Here is a 19,638-nt window from a genome sequence, read left to right on the forward strand (position 1 = left end):
GAGGTATTCGGGTAGCGAAAGTTCCTCAAGTCCGGTATGCGTGATCGGCATGGCCTTCACCGACGCGTCGCTCACCGCCCTGCGGGTCTTCCGCGAGGTCGCCGAGCGGGGCACGCTCACCGCGGCGGCCGGCGCCCTCGGCTACACGCAGTCCGCCGTGTCCCGGCAGGTCGCCGCGCTCGAACGCGCCGCCGGGGCCCGCCTGCTGGAGCGGCGGCACGACGGCGTGCGCCTGACCGCCGCCGGACGGCTCGTGCTGCGCCGCGCCGCGGCCGTCGTGGACGAGGTCGACGCCGCGGCCAGGGAGCTGGCCGGGCTGCCCGGCGAGCCGGCGACCGTCCGGTTCGGCTGGTTCGCCGCGGCGGGGGCCGTGCTGGTGCCCCGCGCGCTGGCCGAGCTGCGCCGCACGCGTCCGTCCATCGCGGTCACCGGGCGGGAGGACGGCAGCTCGGCCCTGGTACGCGCGTTGCGGGCCGGCACGCTGGACGTGGCCCTGCTCAGCTCGGCCCCGCCGTTCCGCGCCCCGGACACCGAGACGCCGCCGCTGGAGATCGAGATCCTCACCGAGCGCGGCCTGCGGGTGGCCGTCCCCGCCGCGCACCCGCTGGCCAGGGGCGAGTACGTGGACGTCGCCGACCTGCACGGCCGCCCCTGGATCGCCAGTCCGGCCGCCCCGGCGGGCGAGAGCCCCACCCTGGGCGTGTGGCCTGGCCTGGACGAGCGGCCGGAGACGGTGTTCGTCGTCCGCGACTGGCTGGCCAAGCTCGCCCTCGTGGCGGCCGGCTGCGGGCTGACCACGGTGCCGGCGTCGATGGGCCCGGCCGTGCCGGAGGGCGTACGGGTGCTGCCGGTGCGGGGCGGGCCGCGCGAGCAGCGGCGGCTGCTGCTGGCCCGCCTCCCCGGCCCCGTCCCCGGGCCGGTCGCGGACCTGGCGGGCGTGCTGCGCGCCACCGCCGTCGGCTCCTGACCGGGCCACCGGTTATGGTGTGGCCTGTGATCCGTGCCGTGGTGGTTGATGTCGACGACACCCTGTGCCTCACCGAGGCCGCGTGCTTCGAGCTGGAGAACGAGGTCCTGGCGCGCCTCGGCCACGGGCCCATGTCCAGGGCGGTGCACGTGGCGACCTGGGGCCGGCCGCTGCACGAGGCCATGCCGCTCCGCTCGCCCGGCCTCGACCTGAGCGCCTACCTGCCGCTGCATCACGCCGTGCTGCGCGAGTACGTGGCGGCCGGGCTGGTCGACGTCGTCCCGGGGGCGAACCTGCGCGCGATCGACGAGCTCAACGCGGCCGGGCGCGAGGTCATGCTGCTGACCTCGCGCGACGAGGCCGAGATGGAGCACCTGATGGCGCCGGGCCACGCGCTGGACGGCCGGATCGCGGCGGTCTACCACGCCGGCAACACGCGCTTCGGCAAGCCCGACCCGCGCGCCTTCGACGAGCTGCTGGCCGCCACCGGCCTCGACCCCGCCGAGTGCCTCTACGTGGGCGACTCCCCCACCGACGCCGAGGCGGCCACCGGCGCGGGCCTGCGGTTCGTCGCCTGCATGCAGAGCGGGCTGCGCCGGCCCGCCGACTTCGCCCCGCACCCGGTCGACGCCTTCATCGACACCTTCCCCGCCCTGGCCGGCACCGTCGCCCTGCTGGAGGAGGCCGCCCGCGGCCCGCTGACGACGGCCCTCGACTAGGAACGTCCTGGACCTGCTCGGCAGAGCCTCAAGCGGCAAAAACCCAAATAACCCACTTTTAGCTTTCTGTCCGATATGTGCTACGTGTAGTGATTATCAGCCCCGGGGATGACAAAGCAAGAAAATCGCGGCTCATTCACCATGAGTCCGATCGGGGGGATATTTCAATGCAGGCAACCAGGGCCTACCGGGTCATCGGAGGCGCCGTTCTCTCGGCCGCCGCATTCACGGCCGGAACGCCGGCGGCCGGCGCGGCGGTCGCCAATGTACCGTGCTCAGGGGCCGCGCTGGTGAACGCGATCGACAACGCCGCACCGGGCGCCACGCTCAATCTGTCACCTGGCTGTACATACGTCCTGAACAACTCGACCGGGCCGCTCCCGTCGATCGACACGCCCCTCACCGTCCACGGGCAGAACAGCACGATCGTGCGGGACGCGGCAGCGAGCCCGTTCCGCCTGTTCACCGTCAACAGCAACTTCAACCTGGACCGGGTCAGGCTCACGGGCGGCGACGCGACGACCTCCCCGGGAGGATTCGGCGGGGCCGTCGCGGTCAACAGCGGAACCACGAACCTCGACAGGGTGCTCGTCCAGAACAACACCGGCACCTTCTCCGGCGGCCTCGGCGGCGTCGGCGGAACTGTCGTCAGCGTGTCGAACAGCAATATCCAGTACAACTCCGCGACCAGGAACGGCGGAGGCGCGACCAATAACGGGAGAATGTCCTTCACCAACAGCGTGCTCGACAACAACCGCGCCGGAGAAAGAGGCGGGGCGATTGCGAGCGACGGAATTCTCACCATCATTCGCAGCACCATCTACGACAATGCGGCCGGCATTGTCGGCGGGGGTGTGGCGAACATCGGTCCCGGCACCGCGGTGATCAGCCGTAGCGTGATCAACGACAACAGGGCCGGCACCGCCCCGGGAGGGATCGACAACGAGGGCGCCCCCGGCTCCGTGACGCTGACGGCCTCGGTCGTGCGGGGCAACGTCCCGACCAACTGCGCACCCACCCCCGTCCCCGGCTGCGTCAACTAGGCGGCGCCCTCGTCCTGGCGTCCCGGTGTCTGGACAAGGGGGCCGGAGGGGCGTAGAGCCGATGGTATGAGCGCCTCGGAACTGCCGAACGACGAGCTGCGCGCCGCCGTCGCCGCGCGCCGGGAGCCGGGTCCCGACTACGAGCAGGCCCTGGTCGACTCGTTCCTGGAGCGGGTCGGCCACGAGATCGACCGGAAGGTCGAGGAGCGGCTCGCCCAGCGCACGCCCCAGGACAGCGGCCACCGGGGGATGTCCGCGGGCCTGGCGTACTTCTCGGTGATCTTCGGTGTGGGCGGGACGATCGCGCTGGTGGGCCGGCCGGACGGGCTGATCGCCGCGATCGTCATGCTGGTCGCCCTCACCGTGATCAACGTGGCCGTCGCCCTGCGCGAGCGGCGCCGCTGACCTCGCGGGTCAGCCGCGCCGCCGGATCCTCAGCACGTTGTCGACGCGGACGGCCGGCGTGCCGCCGGGGGCGGTCTGGGCACGTTCGAACTCCTCGGCCCGCAGCACCTCCCACTCCCCCTCGGCCAGCTCCAGCGCGTCGAGCACCTGGTCGGGGGTGGGCAGCGCGACGCGGGCGTCAGGCTCCCACGGCGGGGGACCGGCGTGCCCGAGCACCAGGAGCTGGCCGCCGGGCGCGACGGCCGCGGCGGCGGCGCGCAGGACCTTCTCCCGCGACAGTTCGGCGGGCGAGTGCAGGTAGCTCGCGGTGACCAGGTCGTACTCGCCCTCAGGGAAGGACTCGGCCAGGTCGTGGCGCTGCCATTCGACGCGCTCGCCCACACCCGCGTCCGCGGCGTGGGCGGCGGCGCGGGCCAGGGCCACGCCGGAGATGTCGGCGGCGGTGACCCGCCAGCCGCGGCGGGCCAGCCACACGGCGTCGGCGCCCTCGCCGCAGCCCAGTTCCAGCGCGGTGCCGGGTTCCAGGTCCGCGACCTCCTCGACCAGGCGCACGTTGGGGTTGCCGCTCCAGATCCGTTCGGACTGCCCGTAGCGGTCGTCCCAGAACCGTTCGCCGGAGACCGGCGCGCCGGCGGCCGCCACCGCGCGGCGGGTCTCCTCCTCGATCAGGTCGGCGTTGATCGCCGCCGCCGCCCTGACCCCCGCGGCGGCCGCGCCGATGACGTTCTCGCCCAGGTTGGCCACGTTCCCGGCCACCCACACGCCCGGGACGCCGGTCGCCCCGGCCGGGTCGGCGGGCACGTGGGCGCCCATGACGTGCCCGTTCATGAGCTGCTCGGCCGTCTCGACGCCGAGCCCGGCGAGCAGGGCCGAGCGGGCGGTGAAGCGCGGGGCGACCACGAAGGCCCGGCACGGGACGACGTCGCCGTTCTCCAGGGTGACGCCGGTGAGCGGGCCGGAGTCCGGCGACAGGCCGGCGACCCGCCCTTCGACGACGGTGACGCCGCGCGCGGCCAGCCTGGCCCGGTCCTCCGCGCCGAGCGGCGGGGCGGTGTGCATGAAGAGCGTCACGTCGTCGCTCCACTGCCGCCACAACAGCGCCTGGTGGGCGGCGATCGAGCCGCCGGCCAGCACGCCGATCGGCTGGTCGCGCACCTCCCACCCGTGGCAGTACGGGCAGTGCAGCACCTCCCGGCCCCAGCGCTCGGCCACGCCGGGCAGCTCGGGCAGCTCGTCCACCAGGCCCGTGGTGACCAGCAGCCGGTCCGCCACGACCGCGGACCCGTCGGCCAGCCGCACGCGGAAACCGCCGGCGTCCAGGCGTTCGGCCGCCACGGCGGAGCCGGTGACGAGCTCGCCGCCGTACCCGGCCACCTCCGCGCGGCCGGCGGCCAGCAGGTCGAGCGGCGAGGTGCCCTCCCGGCCCAGGTAGGTGTGCACGCCGTCGGCCGGGGCGTTGCGCGGCCGGCCCTCGTCGATCACCAGCACCCTGCGGCGGGCCCGGCCCAGGGTCAGGGCGCCGCTGAGCCCGGCGGCCCCGCCGCCGACGACCACCACGTCGTACTTGTCGTCCATCGTGTTCCTCCAGAGATGTGCCGATGGCACACTGTGCGTCCTGCGCGACGAGGTTGACAAATGTCGTTGCCGAAATGGCAAGCTGGGGCGCATGGACGAGACACCGGATCTCGACGAGGTCCTGCGGGCGGTGGGGCCGCGGCTGCGCGCGTTGCGGCAGCGGCGGGGCGTGACGCTGGCGCAGCTCGCCGAGGCGACGGGGATCTCGGTCAGCACGCTGTCGCGGCTGGAGTCGGGCGGGCGCAGGCCCACGCTGGAGCTGCTGCTGTCGCTGGCGCGCGCCCACCAGGTGCCGCTGGACGAGCTGATCGACGTGCCGCCGACCGGCGATCCGCGGGTGCACCTGCGGCCGGTGTCGCGGCACGGCATGACGTACATCCAGCTGAGCCGGCGTCCCGGCGGGATCCAGGCGTACAAGCAGATCTACCCGCCGGGCTGGCCCCACGGCGAGTACGAGCAGCGGGCCCACGAGGGCTACGAGTGGCTCTACGTCCTGTCCGGGCGGCTGCGCCTGCTGCTCGGCGAGCACGACGTGGTGCTGACGGCGGGCGAGGTGGCCGAGTTCGACACCCGCGTGCCGCACGCGTTCGCCAATCCCGGCCCCGATCCCACGGAGGTGCTGGCCCTGTTCGGCCGGCAGGGCGAGCGCCTGCACGTGCGCGCCCGCCCCACCGCCGGATGAGCCGCCCGGGACGTGCCGCCCGGGACGTGCCGGTCAGGAGGTGCCGAAGCCGTCCAGCTGCTCGCGCTCCTCGGGGGTGGCGAGCTCCTGGAAGACGGTGATGTGCAGGCCGCCGGGCGCGTCGAGGCGGGCGTTGAGCGACTGCCAGGGGGTGAGCGTGGGCGGGGCCACCTCGTCCGCGCCGGCCGACACCAGGCGGGCGGTGGTCTCGCGGGAGTCGGCCACCTCGAAGGCGACCCGGAGCTTGGGCGCCACCTGCCGCCCCACCTCGACGTCGTCGATCATCTTCTTCTGGGCCGGGTTCGCGATCTCCAGGGTGGCCCGGCCCGCGTCGAGGATGGCCACGCGGGCGCCGTCGCCGGAGGAGTAGGCGGCCTCCTCGGGCAGGCCGAGCACGTCGCGGTAGAAGGTCAGCGCCGCCTCGTAGTCCTCCGCCTCGACGACCAGCCGGAGCTGTCGGACGGCCGGGGCGTCGGGGTGGTCGTTCATGGGTTCTCCTCATCGGATGCGGACGATCACCCCCGCCAACCCGCGCCCCGGCCGGGAAATTCCGTCACCTGGCCCTTCCGGGCTCGTTCAGGCCGCGCTGAGGGCCTTGACCAGGTCGTCGAGGACGACGCCGGCGGCCAGCGGGGCGCCGCGGGTGCTCCAGACCGAGCCGTTCACCGGCACCACGTGCCCCGCCTTGACCGCTTTCAGCTCCTTGAACGCGGGCGTCTGCCGCACCTCGTCGAGCGTCTTCTCGCCGTCGGCGGTCAGCGTGGAGACGAACAGCCATTCGCCGTCGATGTCGGACAGCGCCTCCAGGCTGAGCGGCATGGAGTGGGCGGTGCCGTCCTTGTCCTGGGCGGCGGGACGGGTCAGGCCGAGGTCGGTGGCGACGAAACCGGCGAACTGCCGCTTCTCCATCCAGCTCGGGCCCTGCGGATTCCACCGCACGATGCTCACCTCGGCCGGCTTGATCCTGGCCTTGGCGGCGGCGACGCGGGCGTCGTAGTCGGCCATGACCTTCTTGGCCGCGTCCAGCTTGTTGAGCGCGTTGCCGACGCCCATGAACGACAGTTTCCAGTCGTCGGTGGGGGCCATCGTCACCACGGTGGCCGGGGTGACCTTGCGGAGCTGGTCGAGCACCTGCTGGTCCTGGAGGTCGCCGGCGAGGATCAGGTCCGGCCGGGCCTCGACGACCTTGTCGATGACCGGCTGCAGCAGGTTGCCCACGACCGGGACGCCCTTCACCTTGTCGGCCAGGTACGCCGGCGGCGTGGCGATGCCCTGGCCGTTGGTGATGCCCACCGGGGTCACGCCGAGGGCCAGGACGGCGTCCAGGTCCTCCTGGGTGAGGGTGACCACGCGCTTGGGCTCGGCCGGGACCTTGATCAGGGTGCCGGTGGCGTCCTTGACCTCCCGGACGGCCGGCGCGGCGGCGGCGGACGCGCCCGGCGAGGCGGGTGCGGAGGACGCGCCGCACGCCACGGCGGTCAGGACGGCGGCGGCGGCGACGAGCAGTCCGCCGACCCTGCGGAGAGGGGCCATACGAGCTCCCGAGCTAAGAAATTAGGAAAGGCTTACCTTTTTTAGGTTAGCCTTACCTTATGTTTACGCAAGTCCGCGCCTTCGGACTCGGCGCCGCCGCACTGCTGGCCCTGTGCGCGGCGTCCATGCTCACCGGCGCGGGCCGGGTCGCCCCCGGGCAGGTCCTCGACTACCTGCTCGGCGGCGGCGGGGACGGCCACCTGCGGATGGTGGTGGACACGCTGCGGCTGCCCCGCACGCTGGCCGCCCTCGTCGTCGGCGCCGCGCTCGGGGTCTCGGGCATGCTGCTGCAGTCGGTCACCCGCAACCCGCTGGCCGAGACCGGGCTGCTCGGCGTGAACGCGGGCGCCGCCCTCGGCGTCGTGACCGGGATCGTCACCGCGGGGGCGCAGACCGGGGGCGCGTACCTGGGATGGGCGCTCGGCGGCGCGCTCCTGGCCACCGGGGTCGTGCTCGCGATCGGGGCCCGGCTCTCGCCGCTGAAGCTGGTGCTGGCCGGGGCCGCCCTGTCGGCCACGCTCACCGGGATCACCACGGCCGTGCTGGTGGCCGACCCGGTGACGTTCGACCAGTACCGGTACTGGATCCTCGGCTCGCTGGCCGGGATCCCCATGGACCGGGTGCTGGCGATCGCGCCGGCGGTCGCGGCGGGGCTGGTCATGGCGGCGGTCGCGGCCCGGCCGCTGGCGGCGCTGGCGCTCGGCGACGACCTCGCCGTCGCGCTCGGGCACCGGCCGGGGCGCACCCGGCTGTGGGTGACGGTGGCGGTGACGCTGCTCAGCGCCGCGGCGGTCGCGGTGGCCGGGCCGATCGGCTTCCTCGGCCTGCTGGCCGGTTACCTGTCCAGGACACTGCTCGGAGGCCGGGTCGGGCCGCGGATCGTGCTGTCGGGGCTGGCCGGGGCGGTGGTGCTGCTGGGGGCCGACGTGCTGGCCCGGGTGGTCATGCGGCCGTACGAGGCGCCCGTGGCGCTGCTGGTCGCCGTGCTGGGGGCCCCGGTGCTGGTCGTGGTGGCCAGGTCGCGGGCGGTGGCCGCGGGGCCCGGCGACCTCGTCCCGTCCCGCGCGCCGCGGCGGCGGCTCGCCCGCAGGACCGCGCGGGCGGGTGGGATGTCGCCTTCCGACGCGCGGGTCGTGCGGGGGCGGGGCTGGTCGGTGCTGGTGCCCGTACGGTCGTCCGTGGCGGCGGCGGCGCTGCTGGCGGTCACCGCGGTGGCCGTCGTGGCGGCGGTCGCGGCCGGGCAGTCGGGCATGACGGCCGGGCAGGCGCTGGGCGCACTGGCGGGGGCGGGCGAGGGCGGGCACGTGCTGCTCGTCCAGGAGATCAGGCTGCCGCGCGTGGTGGCGGGGCTGGTGGCCGGGGCGGCGCTCGGGCTGTCCGGCTGCCTGACCCAGGCGCTGGCGCGCAACCGGCTGGCCACCCCCGACATGCTCGGCATCAACCAGGGCGCGGTCATCGCCATCATGGTCGCCGGCATGGTGTCCGCCTCGGGCACGCTGTTCGCCCACTGGTGGATCGGCCCCGCGGGCGCGCTGGCCGCCGCCGTGGCGGTGTTCGCCGTCTCGGGCGGCGTCGGCCGGCAGGGCTACCGGTTCATCGTGACGGGGCTGGCGCTGACCACGCTGGCCGGCGCGCTCACCCAGTCGCTGCTGGCCTGGCAGGGGCTCGGCTCGGCCACGGCCGTGCACTCCTGGAGCGTGGGCAGCCTGGCCGGGCGCGGCTACTCCGTCGCCCTGCCCGTGGCCGCCGGGCTGGCGGTGCTGGTCCCGGCCGCGCTCGCGCTGGCCCGCCGAGTGGCCGTGCTGCGCTTCGACGAGGACGTCAGCGCCGGGCTCGGCGTCGCGCCCGGCCGTACCAGGATCGCCCTGCTGGCGCTCGCCGTCGTGCTGGCCGGGCTGGCGGCGGGCGTGGCCGGGCCCGTCGCGTTCGTGGCACTGGCCGCGCCCGTCGTCGCCGCCCGGCTGGCAGGACCGGCCCGGCTCCCCCTGGTCGGCGCGCCGCTCACCGGCGCGGCGCTGGTCGTGATCGCCGACACGGCCGGGCGCGTGGCCGCCGACGGCGCCGAGATCCCCGTGGGCGTCGTGACCAGCATCCTGGGCGGCCCCTTCCTGCTGTGGACCCTGCTGTCGGACCGGAGGTCGTGACATGACACCCGCAACCACCCCGATCGTCGAGCCCGCCGGCACGCCCGGCCGGTGCAAGGTGACGTTCCTCTGGCGGCCCAGGTCGCGTGGCGAGCAGGCGGTCGTGCTGATCAACACGATGACCGACCGGGACCGGCACGCGGGCGACATCAGCAGACATGTCATGACCCGCCGTCCGGGCAGCGACCTGCTCCACCTGACCTACGAGCTCGACGCCGACCTGCGTGCCGGCTACCAGATCCTGCCCTGCGACCGGCTGCCCGGCACCGACCGGGACTCCTGGCTCCAGGTCATGCGCACGGCCGTGCCGGATCCGGGCAACCCGCTCACCGTGCCCGGACCGCCGGACCGGCGTCCCTCCTCGTTGCTGGAGCTGCCGCAGGCGCCGCCGCAGCCGTACCGGGAGCACCGGCCGGGCGTGCCGCGCGGCCGGGTCGTCGAGGCGCGGTCGGGCGGGCGGCGGGTGTGGGTCTACACGCCGCCCGGCCCCGCCGCCGGCCCCCTTCCCGTGGTGGTGCTGCTGGACGGCGAGGTGTGGGCCGGGCGCGTCGCGGCCACCCTGGACAACCTGGTGAACGAGGGCCGCCTCCCGCCCCTCGTCGTGCTGATGCCCGACTCGGTGGACCGGCCGACCCGGCTGCGGGAGCTGGCCTGCCACGAGCCGTTCGTCCGCTACCTGGCCGACGACCTGCTGCCGTGGGCCGGGCGCACGTGGCGGGCGACGAGCGATCCGGGGCTGACCGTGATCGCGGGGCAGAGCCTCGGCGGGCTGACCGCCTCCTACGCCGCGCTCCTCGCGCCCGGACGGTTCGGCAACGTCCTGTCGCAGTCGGGGTCGTACTGGTGGCCCGACGAGGATCCGGAACGGCTGACCCGCCGGTACGCCGCCGTCCCGAGGCTGCCGGTGCGCTTCCACGTCGAGGCCGGCCGGCTGGAGTGGATGCTGCTGGAGGAGAACCGCCGCTTCGCCCGCACCCTCGCCGCCCAGGGGTACGAGGTGAGCTACACCGAGTACAACGGCGGCCATGACCCGGCCTGCTGGCTCGGCGGCCTGGCCGACGGCCTCACCGACCTCGCGGCGGGCTGGCTGTGAACGTCAGGGACGCGATCCGCCGCCGCGCCGAGGCCCACGCCCCCGAGCTGGTCGCGCTCAGCCACCGGATCCACGCCCATCCCGAGACCGCGTTCGAGGAGCACCGGGCGGCCGCCTGGACCGCGGACCTGCTCCAGGAGGGCGGCTTCGCGGTGACGGCGGGCGCGGGCGGCCTGCCGACGGCCTTCTCCGCCTCCCGCGGCACCGGCCCGCTGACCGTGGCCTTCTGCGCCGAGTACGACGCGCTGCCCGGCCTCGGCCACGCCTGCGGCCACAACGTCATCGCCGCCGCCTCGACCGGCGCGGGCCTGGCGCTGGCCCCGTTCGCCGACGAGCTCGGGCTGACCGTGAAGGTCGTCGGCACCCCGGCCGAGGAACGCGGCGGCGGCAAGGCGCTGCTGCTGGAGGCGGGGGTGTTCGACGGCGTGGACGCCGCCATGATGGTGCATCCCGGGCCGTTCGAGACCGTCCGGTTCCGCTCGTTCGCGCTCGGCACCCTGGACGCCGAGTACACCGGACGGGCCGCGCACGCGACCCTCGCCCCGCACGAGGGCCGCAACGCGGCCGACGCGGTGACGCTGGCCCAGGTGGCGATCGGCCTGCTGCGCCAGCAGCTCCCGCGCGACCTGCGTGTGCACGGCGTGGTCACCTCGGCGGGCGAGGCGCCCAACGTCATCCCGGCCAGGTCCACGGCCTCCTACGAGATCAGGGCCGCCGCCTCGGGGGACCTGGCGGAGCTGCGGGCGCGGGTGGAGTCCTGCTTCCGCGGCGCGGCGACGGCGACCGGCTGCGAGCTGCGGCTGACCCGGCCGGAGCCCGACTACCTGGACTTCCGCGACGACGCCGCGCTGGCCGGTCTGTACGCGGCCAACGCCGCCGCGCTCGGCCGTCCGGCGCCGGTGGAGCGTGAGCCGTTCGCGATGACGGACATGGGGAACGTGTCGCACGTCGTGCCGGCCGTCCATCCCATGCTGGACATCGGGGCGGGCGGGGCCGCGCCGCACGAGCCGGGGTTCGCGGCCGCGGCGGCGGCGCCGGCGGCCGACCGCGCGCTGGTGCAGGCGGCCGTCCTGCTCGCGCTGACGGCCGCCGACCTGGCGCTCACCCGGTAGTCCCGGCCTCCCGCGCGACGGCGGCGGGCCGCAGCAGGACCGCGGCGCCGTACGCCGCCAGCAGGAACGCCGCCGCGGCCAGCAGCGCGGCTGGGTACCCGGCCAGGGCCGCCGCCGCCGCGCACACGCCCACGCCGAGCCCGCCGCCGAGCATGCGCAGCGACTGGAACAGGGTCATGGCCCGGCCCATCACCTGCGGCCCGACCGTCGTGAACGCCGACACCTGCACCGCCGTCACGGCCTGCCCGAGCACCAGACCCACGGCGAACATGACGGCCCGCAGCGTCCAGGGCCCCGGCTCGGCCAGCGCGAGGAACGCGAACAGCGCCGCGCCGCCGAGCAGCCCGGCGGCCACCACCCGCCGCTCGCCCCAGCGGGCGCAGGCGCGGTCCACCAGGAACCCGGCGGCCATGAGCCCCAGCGCCTCGGGGAAGACCACGAGGCCGGCGTCGGTGGCCGTGGCGGCCAGCGCGTCCTGGTACATCACGGGGAAGGCGAACAGCATGCCGAGCAGGCCCGCGGCCGACAGCGTGGCGGTGGCCGCGCCGCGCAGGAAACCGCGGTCGGCCAGCAACCCCAGGTCCAGCAGCGGCAGCTCGGTGCCGCGCGCCGACCTGGCCAGCGCCCACACCAGGGCGGCTCCGGCGGGCAGCGCCGCCCAGGCGAGCGGCGACATGCCGGCGGCGGCCTGGTTCAGCCCGTACATCAGCAGGCCGGAGCCGGCGCCGGCGAGCAGCAGGCCGCGCACGTCCAGCCGGCCGCCGCCGCCCGTCCCGGGGGCGGGCCGTGGCGCGGCGGCCCCGGCGAGCAGGGCCGCCGCGCCGAGCGGCAGGTTGACCAGGAACGCCCAGCGCCACGAGAGCGTGTCGGCCAGCAGGCCGCCGAGCACCGGGCCGAGCGCGGGCGCGAGCGCGGTCGGCACCACGATGTGCCGGGACAGCCGCATGCGCTCCTCGGGGGCGTAGGCGGCGAACAACATGGCCATCCCGGCGGGCGTCAGCACGCCGCCCGCCGCGCCCTGCAGCACCCGGAAGCACACCAGCGACCCCAGGTCCCAGGACAGCGCGCACAGCCCGGAGGCCGCCGTGAACGCGGCGAGCGCGGCCAGGAAGACGCGGGACGCGCCGTACCGGTCGCACAGCCGGCCGGCGACCGGCATGGCGATCGCGAGGCTGGCCAGGAACGCCGACTCCACGGCGTTCGCCGCGGCGGGCGGCACGCCGAGGTCGGCCGCGATGGCGAACAGCGCCGGGTTGACGATCGTCGCGTCCAGGCCGCTGACGCACATCGCCGTGACGTAGGCGGCCAGTACGCGGCCCCTCACCGGCGCAGGCTGCGGGGGCGCAGGTCGGTCCAGGACGCCTGGACGTAGGCCAGGCAGGCGGCCCGGCCGTCCGGCCCGAACCGCACCGACCAGCCGTCGGGGACGTCGGCGAAAGAGGGCCACAGGGAGTGCTGGTCCTCGTCGTTGGCCAGGACGAGGAACCGGCCGTCCGGGTCGTCGAAGGGGTTCACGGGGTGTGCTCCTGGGTCTTGGCGGCGGCGCCGAGGGGGTCGGGGCCGCCGGGCCGGTCGAGATGGTCGAGGCGGGCGGCGACGATCGCGGCGATCTCGGCGATCGGGCCCGGCTGTGTCATGTCCTTGTGGCTGCAGGCCACGTCGTGCGTCTCGATCGTGCCGCCGACGTGCGGGCGCCAGGCGTCCGCGGTCAGGGTGTCGTCCACCGTGTCGACGGTGGCGCGGAAGAACAGCACGTCGCCGTCGAAGCGGCGGGTGTCGAGGGCGCGTACGAGGCGGTTGGTGTTGAGGTAGAGGTCCTTGAGCTCGGCCAGCGTCCCGGCCGGCAGCCCGGCCAGGGGGCTGGACTCGCGGCGCAGGATCTCCGCCACCCGCTCCAGCGTGAGGGCGGCGTCGGGGGCGAAGCCGCCCATCGTGAGCAGCGCCTCCAGCGCCTCCGACTCGTCGGAGGGCGGCAGGCCGCGCATGCCCTCGGCGGGGTAGGCGTCCAGGACGGCCAGCAGCGCGACCTCCTGCCCGGCCAGCCGGAGCTGCACGGCCATCTCCTGGGCGATGATCCCGCCGGTGGACCAGCCCAGCAGGTGGTACGGCCCGCGCGGGCGCACCAGCCTGAGCTGGGCCACGTAGTCGGCGGCCAGGCGGCGCAGCGAGGTGGGCAGGTGGTCGCGGCGGGCCTGCAGCCCGTAGATCGGGCGGTCCGGCACGTGCCGGATGAGGCCGCCGTAGCACCAGCTCAGCCCGCCCGCCGGGTGCACGCAGAACAGCGGCGGCCGGGATCCGGACTCGCGCAGCGGCAGCAGCATCCGCAGCGGGTCGGTGCGCGCGCCGCCCTCGGCCAGGGCGGTGAGCGCGGCGGCGGTCGGCGCCTCGAACAGCGCTCCGATGGACACCTCGGCGCCGAACACCTCCTTGACCCTGGCCACCAGCCGGACCGCGAGCAGCGAGTGGCCGCCGAGGTCGAAGAAGCCGTCGTCCACGCCGACCCGGGGCAGGCCGAGCACCTCGGCGAACAGCGCGCACATCGCCTCCTCGCGCGGCCCGTCCGGCAGCCGACCGCCGCCGGTGGGCGCCTCGGGGGCGGGCAGGGCGGCGCGGTCGAGCTTGCCGTTCACGGTGAGCGGCAGCGCGGGCACCCGGACGACGGCGGCCGGCACCATGTAGCCGGGCAGCGCCCGCGCCACGAACGCCCGCACCTCCCCCGCGTCGGCGTCCCCTTCGGGGGCGGCCCCGGCGGGCGGGACGACGTAGGCGGTGAGGCGCTGGTCGCCGGGCCGGTCCTCGCGGACGATCACGGCGGCCTGGGCGACCGACGGGTGCCGCAGCAGGGCCGCCTCGACCTCGCCCGGCTCGATGCGGAAGCCGCGCACCTTGACCTGCTGGTCGGCGCGGCCCGCGTAGTCGAGCGTGCCGTCGGCGCGCCATCTGGCCAGGTCCCCGGAGCGGTACATGCGGGTGCCGGGCCGGCCGAAGGGGTCGGCGACGAACCGTTCGGCGGTCAGGCCGGGCCGGCCGAGGTAGCCGCGGGCGGGGCCGTCCCCGGCGACGTACATCTCGCCGACCACGCCGGGAGGCACCGGCCGCAGGCGGTCGTCCAGGACGTAGACCCGCAGGTCGGGGATGCCGCGCCCGATGGGGCTGCCGTGCTGCTCGCCGGGCGGCAGCACGTGGTGGGTGACGTGCACGGTCGTCTCGGTGATGCCGTACATGTTGACCAGGCGCGGCAGGTCCGGGCGGCGGGCCCGCCAGGGGGCCAGCCGGGCCGGCTCCAGCGCCTCGCCGCCGAAGATGACGTACCGCAGGGCCAGGTCGCGGCCGTCGTCGGCGGCGATGAGCTGGTAGAACGCCGACGGCGTCTGGTTGAGCACGGTGACGCGCTCGCGTTCCAGCAGGGCGAGCAGGTCGCCCGGGGACCGGCTGGTCTCGTACGGCACCACGACCAGGCGGCCGCCGTGCAGCAGCGCGCCCCACAGCTCCCACACCGAGAAGTCGAAGGCGTAGGAGTGGAACAGCGTCCACACGTCGCCGGGGCCGAACCCGAACCACGCGTCGGTGGCCGACAGCAGCCGGACGACGTTGTGGTGGGTGACGACCACGCCCTTGGGCCGCCCGGTGGAGCCGGAGGTGTAGATGACGTACGCGGCGTCGCCCGGACGCAGGTCGCGCTCGGGGTCGTGGTCCAGCCAGTCGCCGAGGTCGCCCAGCCAGGACGCGTCCACGACGCACACCGGCCCGGCGTCGGCGATCATGTAGTCCGTCCTGGCGGCCGGGTGGGACGGGTCGAGCGGCAGGTAGGCCGCGCCCGTCTTGACCACCGCGAGCAGCGCCGCCACCAGGTCGGGCGAGCGGGGCAGCGACAGCGCGACGACGGCACCGGGCCGGGCGCCGTGGGCGATGAGCTTGTGCGCCAGCCGGTTGGCGCGCGCGTTCAGCTCGGCGTACGTCCACGTGTCCACGGCGACGGCGTCCGGGGTGCGGCGGGCCTGGGCCTCGAACAGGCCGGGCAGGGTGCCGCCGGGCTCGCTGACCAGGTCGCCGTTCCACTCCTCGACCAGGGTGCGGCGTTCGGCGGCGTCGAGCAGGTCGTGCGCGCCGAGTGGCCGGTCCGGGTCGGCCACAGCCTGTTCCAGCAGGCGGGTCAGCCGGCCGGCGAGGGATCGGGCGGTGGCCCGGTCGAACAGGTCGCGGTTGTACTCCAGGAAGCCGGCGCCGGACGGGCCGACGTTCAGGGTGAGGTCGAACTTCGCCGTCCCGGTGTGGACGACCTCGACGCCGGGCGGGTCGGCGGCGTCCTGGTAGACGAGCATGACCTGGAACAGCGGGTGCCGGTCGCGCGACCTGGGCGGGTTGAGCGCCTCGACGAGCCGGTCGAAGGGCAGCCCGGCGTGGTCGAACGCGGCCAGGTCGGCGGCCTTGACCCGGTCCAGCAGCTCGGCGAACGACGGGTCACCAGAGGTGTCGGCGCGCAGCACGAGGGTGTTGACGTAGAAGCCGACGCTGCCGTCCAGGGCGCTGTCGCCGCGGCCCGCGACGGGCGTGCCGATCGGGATGTCGGTGCCCGCGCCGAGCCGGGTGAGCAGGGCGGCCAGGGCGGCGTGCAGCACCATGAAGACGCTGGCGCGGGCGCGGCGGGCGAGCGCCTCGACCTCGGCCATGAGGGCGGGCGGGAACGCCACGGGGACCGTGCCGCCCTCGCCGCCCAGCACGGCGGGCCGTGGCCGGTCGAAGGGCAGTTCGAGCCGGTCCGGCAGGCCGGCGAGCGTGGCCCGCCAGTGTTCCAGCCCGGTCAGTGGCAGGTCGCGCTGCCACAGGGTGTAGTCGGCGTACTGGACGGGCGGCGGCCCGAACGCCGGCGCCTGTCCGCTCCGGCGGGCCTCGTAGGCCGCCCGCAGGTCACCGACCAGCGGCCCCGCCGACCAGCCGTCGCCCGCGATGTGGTGCAGGACGAGCATCAGCACGTGCTCGTCGGGGCCGAGCCGCAGCAGGTGGGCGCGGAAGGGCGGCTCGGCGGCCAGGTCGAAGCCGCGGCGGGCGATCCGCCGCATGGCCGCGGCGGGCTCGTCCGGCTGCCAGACGGGCATCGGGACGCTGTACCGGTCCAGGACCCGCTGGCAGGGGACGCCGTCGCGTTCGGGGAAGACCGTGCGCAGGATCTCGTGCCGGGCCACGACGTCGTCGAGCGCGGCCCGCAGCGCGGCGCGGTCCACGTCGCCGCCGAGCCGGAGTGCCAGGGGGATGTTGTACGTCGGGTTGGGGCCCTCGATCCGGTACAGGAACCAGAGCCTGGCCTGCGCGGACGACAGCGGCACGGGGTCGGGCCGCATCGCCGCCGGCCCGGTCCGCGGGGACGGGACCGGGGACGGCCGGGGGGCGGTGACGCCGAGCATGGCCGCGAGCCCGGCCGGGGTGGGGGCGTCGAACACGGCCCTGATCGGCACGGCGGCGCCGAAGGTCTCCCTGATCCGCACGGTGAGGCGGGCGGCCAGCAGCGAGTGGCCCCCCAGGTCGAAGAAGCCGTCCTCGGGGCCCGCCGCCGGAAGGTTCAGCACCTCGGCGAACAGGGCGCACATGGTCTCCTCGGCGGCGTTCGCGGGCCCGCGGCCGGTGGCGGCCCTGGCCTCGGGGGCGGGGAGCGCGGCCCGGTCGAGCTTGCCGTTGGGCGTGCGCGGCAGCGCCTCCAGGGTGACGACCTGGGCGGGCGTCATCCCGGCGGGCAGCCGCGCGGCGGCGAACCGCAGCAGCTCCACGCCCGTCGGGACGCCCTCGCCTGCAGGGGTGGGGACGACGTAGGCGATCAGGCGGCCGGCGTGGGCGGCGACCGCGGCCGCGGCCACCGACGGGTGCTCCTCCAGCACCGCCTCGACCTCGGCCGGCTCGATCCGCACGCCGCGCACCTTCACCTGGTCGTCGGCCCGGCCCAGCAGTTCCAGCCGTCCGGGGGCGGCCCAGCGGGCGCGGTCGCCCGTCCGGTACAGCCGCGACCCGCCGGGACCGGCGACGAACCGCTCGGCCGTCAGGTCGGGACGTCCCAGGTAGCCGCGGGCCAGCCCCTCCCCCGCCAGGTACAGCTCGCCCGCGGCGCCCGGCGGCGCCGGTTGCAGTGCGTCGTCGAGCACGTGCGCCGACGAGCCCGCGGTGGGCCCTTCCGAGCCGTCGCCGAGCCAGGTGTAGGCGTCCACGGTGGCCTCGGTGGGGCCGTAGTGGTTGACGGCGAACGTGCGCTCGCGCAGGGTCCGCCACAGCGGGCCGGGCACGGCCTCGCCGCCGACCACGACGACGCGCGGCGGCTCGGCCAGCAGGCCGGGCAGCTCCTTCAGGTGGGAGGGGGTCAGGTCGAGGTGGTCGACGCCGTGCTCGCGGACGTAGGCGGTCAGGGCCTCGGGGTCGCGGTAGCGGTCGTCGGCGAGCAGGTGCAGCTCGTGGCCGCCGATCATCCACAGCAGCGGGTCCAGCGAGGCGTCGAACGAGAACGACGCGGTGTGCGCGACACGCAGCCTCCCGCCGTCCGGGAACAGGCGCTCGCGGTGGGAGTCCAGGAGGGCGGCGAGCCCTCCGTGGGTGCCCACGACGCCCTTGGGCCGGCCGGTGGAGCCGGAGGTGTAGATGACGTACGCGGCGTCGCCGGGCCCGGGGAGGGGCAGCGGGTCCGGCGTGCCGGGCGCGTCCTCGGCCCAGCCGGGGGTGAGCACGACGGACGGGCCGGCGTCGGCCAGCATGAGGGCGCGCCGCTCCGCCGGGTAGGAGGGGTCGACCGGCAGGAAGGCGGCGCCGCTCCGCAGCACCGCCAGCAGCGCCACCACCAGCTCGGCCGAGCGCGGCAGGACGACGGCCACGATCCGCTCCGGGCCCGCGCCGCCGGCGGCCAGCCGCCGGGCCAGCCGGTCCACCCGCGCGCCCAGCTCCTCGTAGGTGAGCCTGTCGCCGTCGCACACCAGGGCCGTCTCGGCGGGCGTCAGCCGGACCCGTTCCAGGAAGGCGTCCACCACGGTCCGCCCGGTGGTCCGCCCGGTGGTCCGCCCGGTGCGGCCGGTCCGCGGCGCGGCCCCGGCGGGAAGGGCCGCGCGGTCCTCGCCGGTGAGGAGGGGGAGGCGGCCGAGCGGGGTGTCCGGGGAGGCGCCGGTCAGGGTGGTGAGGAAACCGGCCAGGCGCCGGGTGTGGGCGGCCAGGGCGTCGGTGTCGTAGCGGGCGGCGTTGCCGTCGAGTTCCAGGGTGAGGCGGTCGCCGTCGGGCAGGAGGGCCACGGCCAGGTCGTCCACCGGGCCGGCGGCCAGGTTGGTGACGGTGGCGGTCGCGTTGCCGAACTTCGTCTCCGCCGGGAACGGCTTGATGTTGAGCAGCGGGCCGAACAGGGCCCGCGACGTGCCGCCGAGGCCCAGGTCGCGGCGCAGGTCCTCGATGCGGTAGCGGCCGTGGCGGCGGGCCTCGGCGATCCGGCGGGCGGCCTGGCCGACCAGGTCGCCGACCGTGCGGCCGGGCCGTACGTCGAGCCGGACCGGCAGCACGTTGACCGTCAGGCACGGCACGCGGACGGCGGCCCCCGCGCGGTTCATCAGCGGCAGCCCGAGCAGCACGTCGGTGCCGCCGGTGAGCCGTCCCACGTAGCAGGCCAGGCCGGCGGCGGCGACGTCGGCCCAGGTGGCGCGGGCGGCGCGGGCGAGGTCGTCCCACCGGGGCAGGGGCGGCAGGGGGGCGCGCCGCCGGACGACCTCGCGGGCCGACAAGGCGGGCGTCCCGGCCGGCCCGGCGGGTTCCGGGGCGCCGGCCAGCTGCTCCAGCCAGTACGCCCGGTCGCGGTCCCGCCGTTCCGAGGCCAGGTACGCCTGCTCCTCGGCCAGCACCGCCGCCATCGACCCGAACGGCCCCGCCCCGGGCGCCAGCCCGTCGGCCAGCGCCGTGTAGATGTCGGCGGTCCGGCCGACCAGCATCGACAGGGCGTAGGCGTCGATGAGGATGTGGTGGGCCCGCAGGTACCAGACGTGGTGGTCGCCGGCCAGGCGCAACAGCGCGTGCCGCGACAGGGGGCCGGTGACGACGTCCACCGGCGTGGCCAGGTCGGCCCGCATCCAGGCGTCCGCCGCGGCCGCCGGGTCGGGCTCGCCGCGCAGGTCCAGCACGGTCAGGCAGCCGCGCAGCGAGTCGTAGTCGGGCAGGTACTGGGCGGGTTCGGCGGTGAAGCGCAGGCGCAGCGGCTCGGCCTCGGCCAGGCAGCGTTCCAGCGCCCGCGCGAAGAGGGCGGGGTCGAGCGGGCCGCGCAGGTCGATGCGGTCCGCGGCGTTGTAGATGGGGTTGGCGGGGTCCAGGCGCTGGGCGAGCCAGATCCCGGCCTGGGCGCCTGTGAGCGGCATGGTCT

14 protein-coding genes are annotated in these 19,638 nt (G+C 75.8%); 8 read left to right on the forward strand and 6 right to left on the reverse strand.

Translation table 11 applies throughout. The features are described 5' to 3' along the window. The first annotated feature begins 49 nt into the window (after window positions 1–49). The 4 genes from ABZ459_RS39860 (at window position 50) to ABZ459_RS39875 (ending at window position 3,134) form a co-directional block, all read left to right on the forward strand. Window positions 50–967, forward strand: a complete 918-nt coding sequence (locus tag ABZ459_RS39860; protein ID WP_357982177.1) for a LysR family transcriptional regulator — start codon at window positions 50–52, stop codon at window positions 965–967. A 38-nt stretch (window positions 968–1,005) separates the two neighbouring features. Beyond that, window positions 1,006–1,686 (forward strand): HAD-IA family hydrolase, encoded by a 681-nt coding sequence (locus ABZ459_RS39865; RefSeq protein ID WP_357982180.1) that lies wholly within the window; start codon window positions 1,006–1,008, stop codon window positions 1,684–1,686. A 167-nt stretch (window positions 1,687–1,853) separates the two neighbouring features. Beyond that, complete coding sequence (locus ABZ459_RS39870) at window positions 1,854–2,729, forward strand: hypothetical protein (protein ID WP_357982183.1); 876 nt, start codon at window positions 1,854–1,856, stop codon at window positions 2,727–2,729. A gap of 66 nt (window positions 2,730–2,795) precedes the next feature. Next, window positions 2,796–3,134, forward strand: a complete 339-nt coding sequence (locus ABZ459_RS39875) for a hypothetical protein (protein ID WP_357982186.1) — start codon at window positions 2,796–2,798, stop codon at window positions 3,132–3,134. Between the two features lie 9 nt (window positions 3,135–3,143). Here the strand turns inward: ABZ459_RS39875 and ABZ459_RS39880 are convergent, their stop codons facing one another. Beyond that, window positions 3,144–4,709: an FAD-dependent oxidoreductase gene (locus tag ABZ459_RS39880; RefSeq protein ID WP_357982189.1), complete on the reverse strand. Its 1,566-nt coding sequence runs from the start codon at window positions 4,707–4,709 to the stop codon at window positions 3,144–3,146. Window positions 4,710–4,800: 91 nt separating this feature from the next. Here ABZ459_RS39880 and ABZ459_RS39885 point away from each other — a divergent pair, with 91 nt between their 5' ends. Continuing rightward, window positions 4,801–5,391, forward strand: coding sequence for a helix-turn-helix domain-containing protein (locus ABZ459_RS39885; protein ID WP_357982192.1), 591 nt, complete (start codon window positions 4,801–4,803; stop codon window positions 5,389–5,391). A gap of 33 nt (window positions 5,392–5,424) precedes the next feature. Here ABZ459_RS39885 and ABZ459_RS39890 read toward each other — a convergent pair whose 3' ends face one another. Further along, window positions 5,425–5,880, reverse strand: a complete 456-nt coding sequence (locus ABZ459_RS39890) for a VOC family protein (protein WP_357982195.1) — start codon at window positions 5,878–5,880, stop codon at window positions 5,425–5,427. An 87-nt stretch (window positions 5,881–5,967) separates the two neighbouring features. After that, on the reverse strand, window positions 5,968–6,924 hold the full coding sequence (locus ABZ459_RS39895; RefSeq protein WP_357982198.1) for an iron-siderophore ABC transporter substrate-binding protein: 957 nt from the start codon (window positions 6,922–6,924) through the stop codon (window positions 5,968–5,970). A 59-nt stretch (window positions 6,925–6,983) separates the two neighbouring features. On the opposite strand from ABZ459_RS39895, the gene ABZ459_RS39900 reads away from it, so the two are divergent. From ABZ459_RS39900 to ABZ459_RS39910, 3 genes are read left to right on the forward strand one after another with little or no spacing between them, the layout of a single operon-like run. Continuing rightward, entirely contained in the window at window positions 6,984–9,068 is a 2,085-nt protein-coding gene (locus tag ABZ459_RS39900) for an iron chelate uptake ABC transporter family permease subunit (protein ID WP_357982201.1), read from the forward strand. Window position 9,069: 1 nt separating this feature from the next. Next, on the forward strand, window positions 9,070–10,161 hold the full coding sequence (gene fes, locus ABZ459_RS39905; protein WP_357982204.1) for an enterochelin esterase: 1,092 nt from the start codon (window positions 9,070–9,072) through the stop codon (window positions 10,159–10,161). Then, a complete protein-coding gene (locus ABZ459_RS39910; protein ID WP_357982207.1) occupies window positions 10,158–11,273 on the forward strand; it encodes a M20 family metallopeptidase in 1,116 nt (371 codons plus the stop codon). The genes fes and ABZ459_RS39910 overlap by 4 nt, the downstream gene beginning before the upstream one ends. Here the strand turns inward: ABZ459_RS39910 and ABZ459_RS39915 are convergent. From ABZ459_RS39915 to ABZ459_RS39925, 3 genes are read right to left on the reverse strand one after another with little or no spacing between them, the layout of a single operon-like run. Further along, the gene (locus ABZ459_RS39915) at window positions 11,263–12,597 is read right to left on the reverse strand and encodes an MFS transporter (RefSeq protein ID WP_357982209.1); all 1,335 of its coding nucleotides are present in this window, start codon (window positions 12,595–12,597) and stop codon (window positions 11,263–11,265) included. The two genes, ABZ459_RS39910 and ABZ459_RS39915, sit on opposite strands and share 11 nt — an antisense overlap. Beyond that, entirely contained in the window at window positions 12,594–12,788 is a 195-nt protein-coding gene (locus tag ABZ459_RS39920) for an MbtH family protein (protein ID WP_357982212.1), read from the reverse strand. The genes ABZ459_RS39915 and ABZ459_RS39920 overlap by 4 nt, the downstream gene beginning before the upstream one ends. Beyond that, complete coding sequence (locus tag ABZ459_RS39925) at window positions 12,785–19,633, reverse strand: amino acid adenylation domain-containing protein (protein WP_357982215.1); 6,849 nt, start codon at window positions 19,631–19,633, stop codon at window positions 12,785–12,787. The genes ABZ459_RS39920 and ABZ459_RS39925 overlap by 4 nt, the downstream gene beginning before the upstream one ends. Window positions 19,634–19,638: the final 5 nt, after the last annotated feature.

This window comes from Nonomuraea sp. NPDC005692 (assembly GCF_040631115.1).
Taxonomy (GTDB): Bacteria; Actinomycetota; Actinomycetes; order Streptosporangiales; family Streptosporangiaceae; genus Nonomuraea.

Coding starts and splice junctions, on each gene's coding strand:
- ABZ459_RS39860 (WP_357982177.1), top strand. CDS start 50: ATGGCCTTCACCGACGCGTCGCTCACCGCCCTGCGGGTCTTCCGCGAG.
- ABZ459_RS39870 (WP_357982183.1), top strand. CDS start 1,854: ATGCAGGCAACCAGGGCCTACCGGGTCATCGGAGGCGCCGTTCTCTCG.
- ABZ459_RS39875 (WP_357982186.1), top strand. CDS start 2,796: ATGAGCGCCTCGGAACTGCCGAACGACGAGCTGCGCGCCGCCGTCGCC.
- ABZ459_RS39880 (WP_357982189.1), bottom strand. CDS start 4,709: ATGGACGACAAGTACGACGTGGTGGTCGTCGGCGGCGGGGCCGCCGGG.
- ABZ459_RS39885 (WP_357982192.1), top strand. CDS start 4,801: ATGGACGAGACACCGGATCTCGACGAGGTCCTGCGGGCGGTGGGGCCG.
- ABZ459_RS39890 (WP_357982195.1), bottom strand. CDS start 5,880: ATGAACGACCACCCCGACGCCCCGGCCGTCCGACAGCTCCGGCTGGTC.
- ABZ459_RS39895 (WP_357982198.1), bottom strand. CDS start 6,924: ATGGCCCCTCTCCGCAGGGTCGGCGGACTGCTCGTCGCCGCCGCCGCC.
- ABZ459_RS39900 (WP_357982201.1), top strand. CDS start 6,984: ATGTTTACGCAAGTCCGCGCCTTCGGACTCGGCGCCGCCGCACTGCTG.
- fes (WP_357982204.1), top strand. CDS start 9,070: ATGACACCCGCAACCACCCCGATCGTCGAGCCCGCCGGCACGCCCGGC.
- ABZ459_RS39925 (WP_357982215.1), bottom strand. CDS start 19,633: ATGCCGCTCACAGGCGCCCAGGCCGGGATCTGGCTCGCCCAGCGCCTG.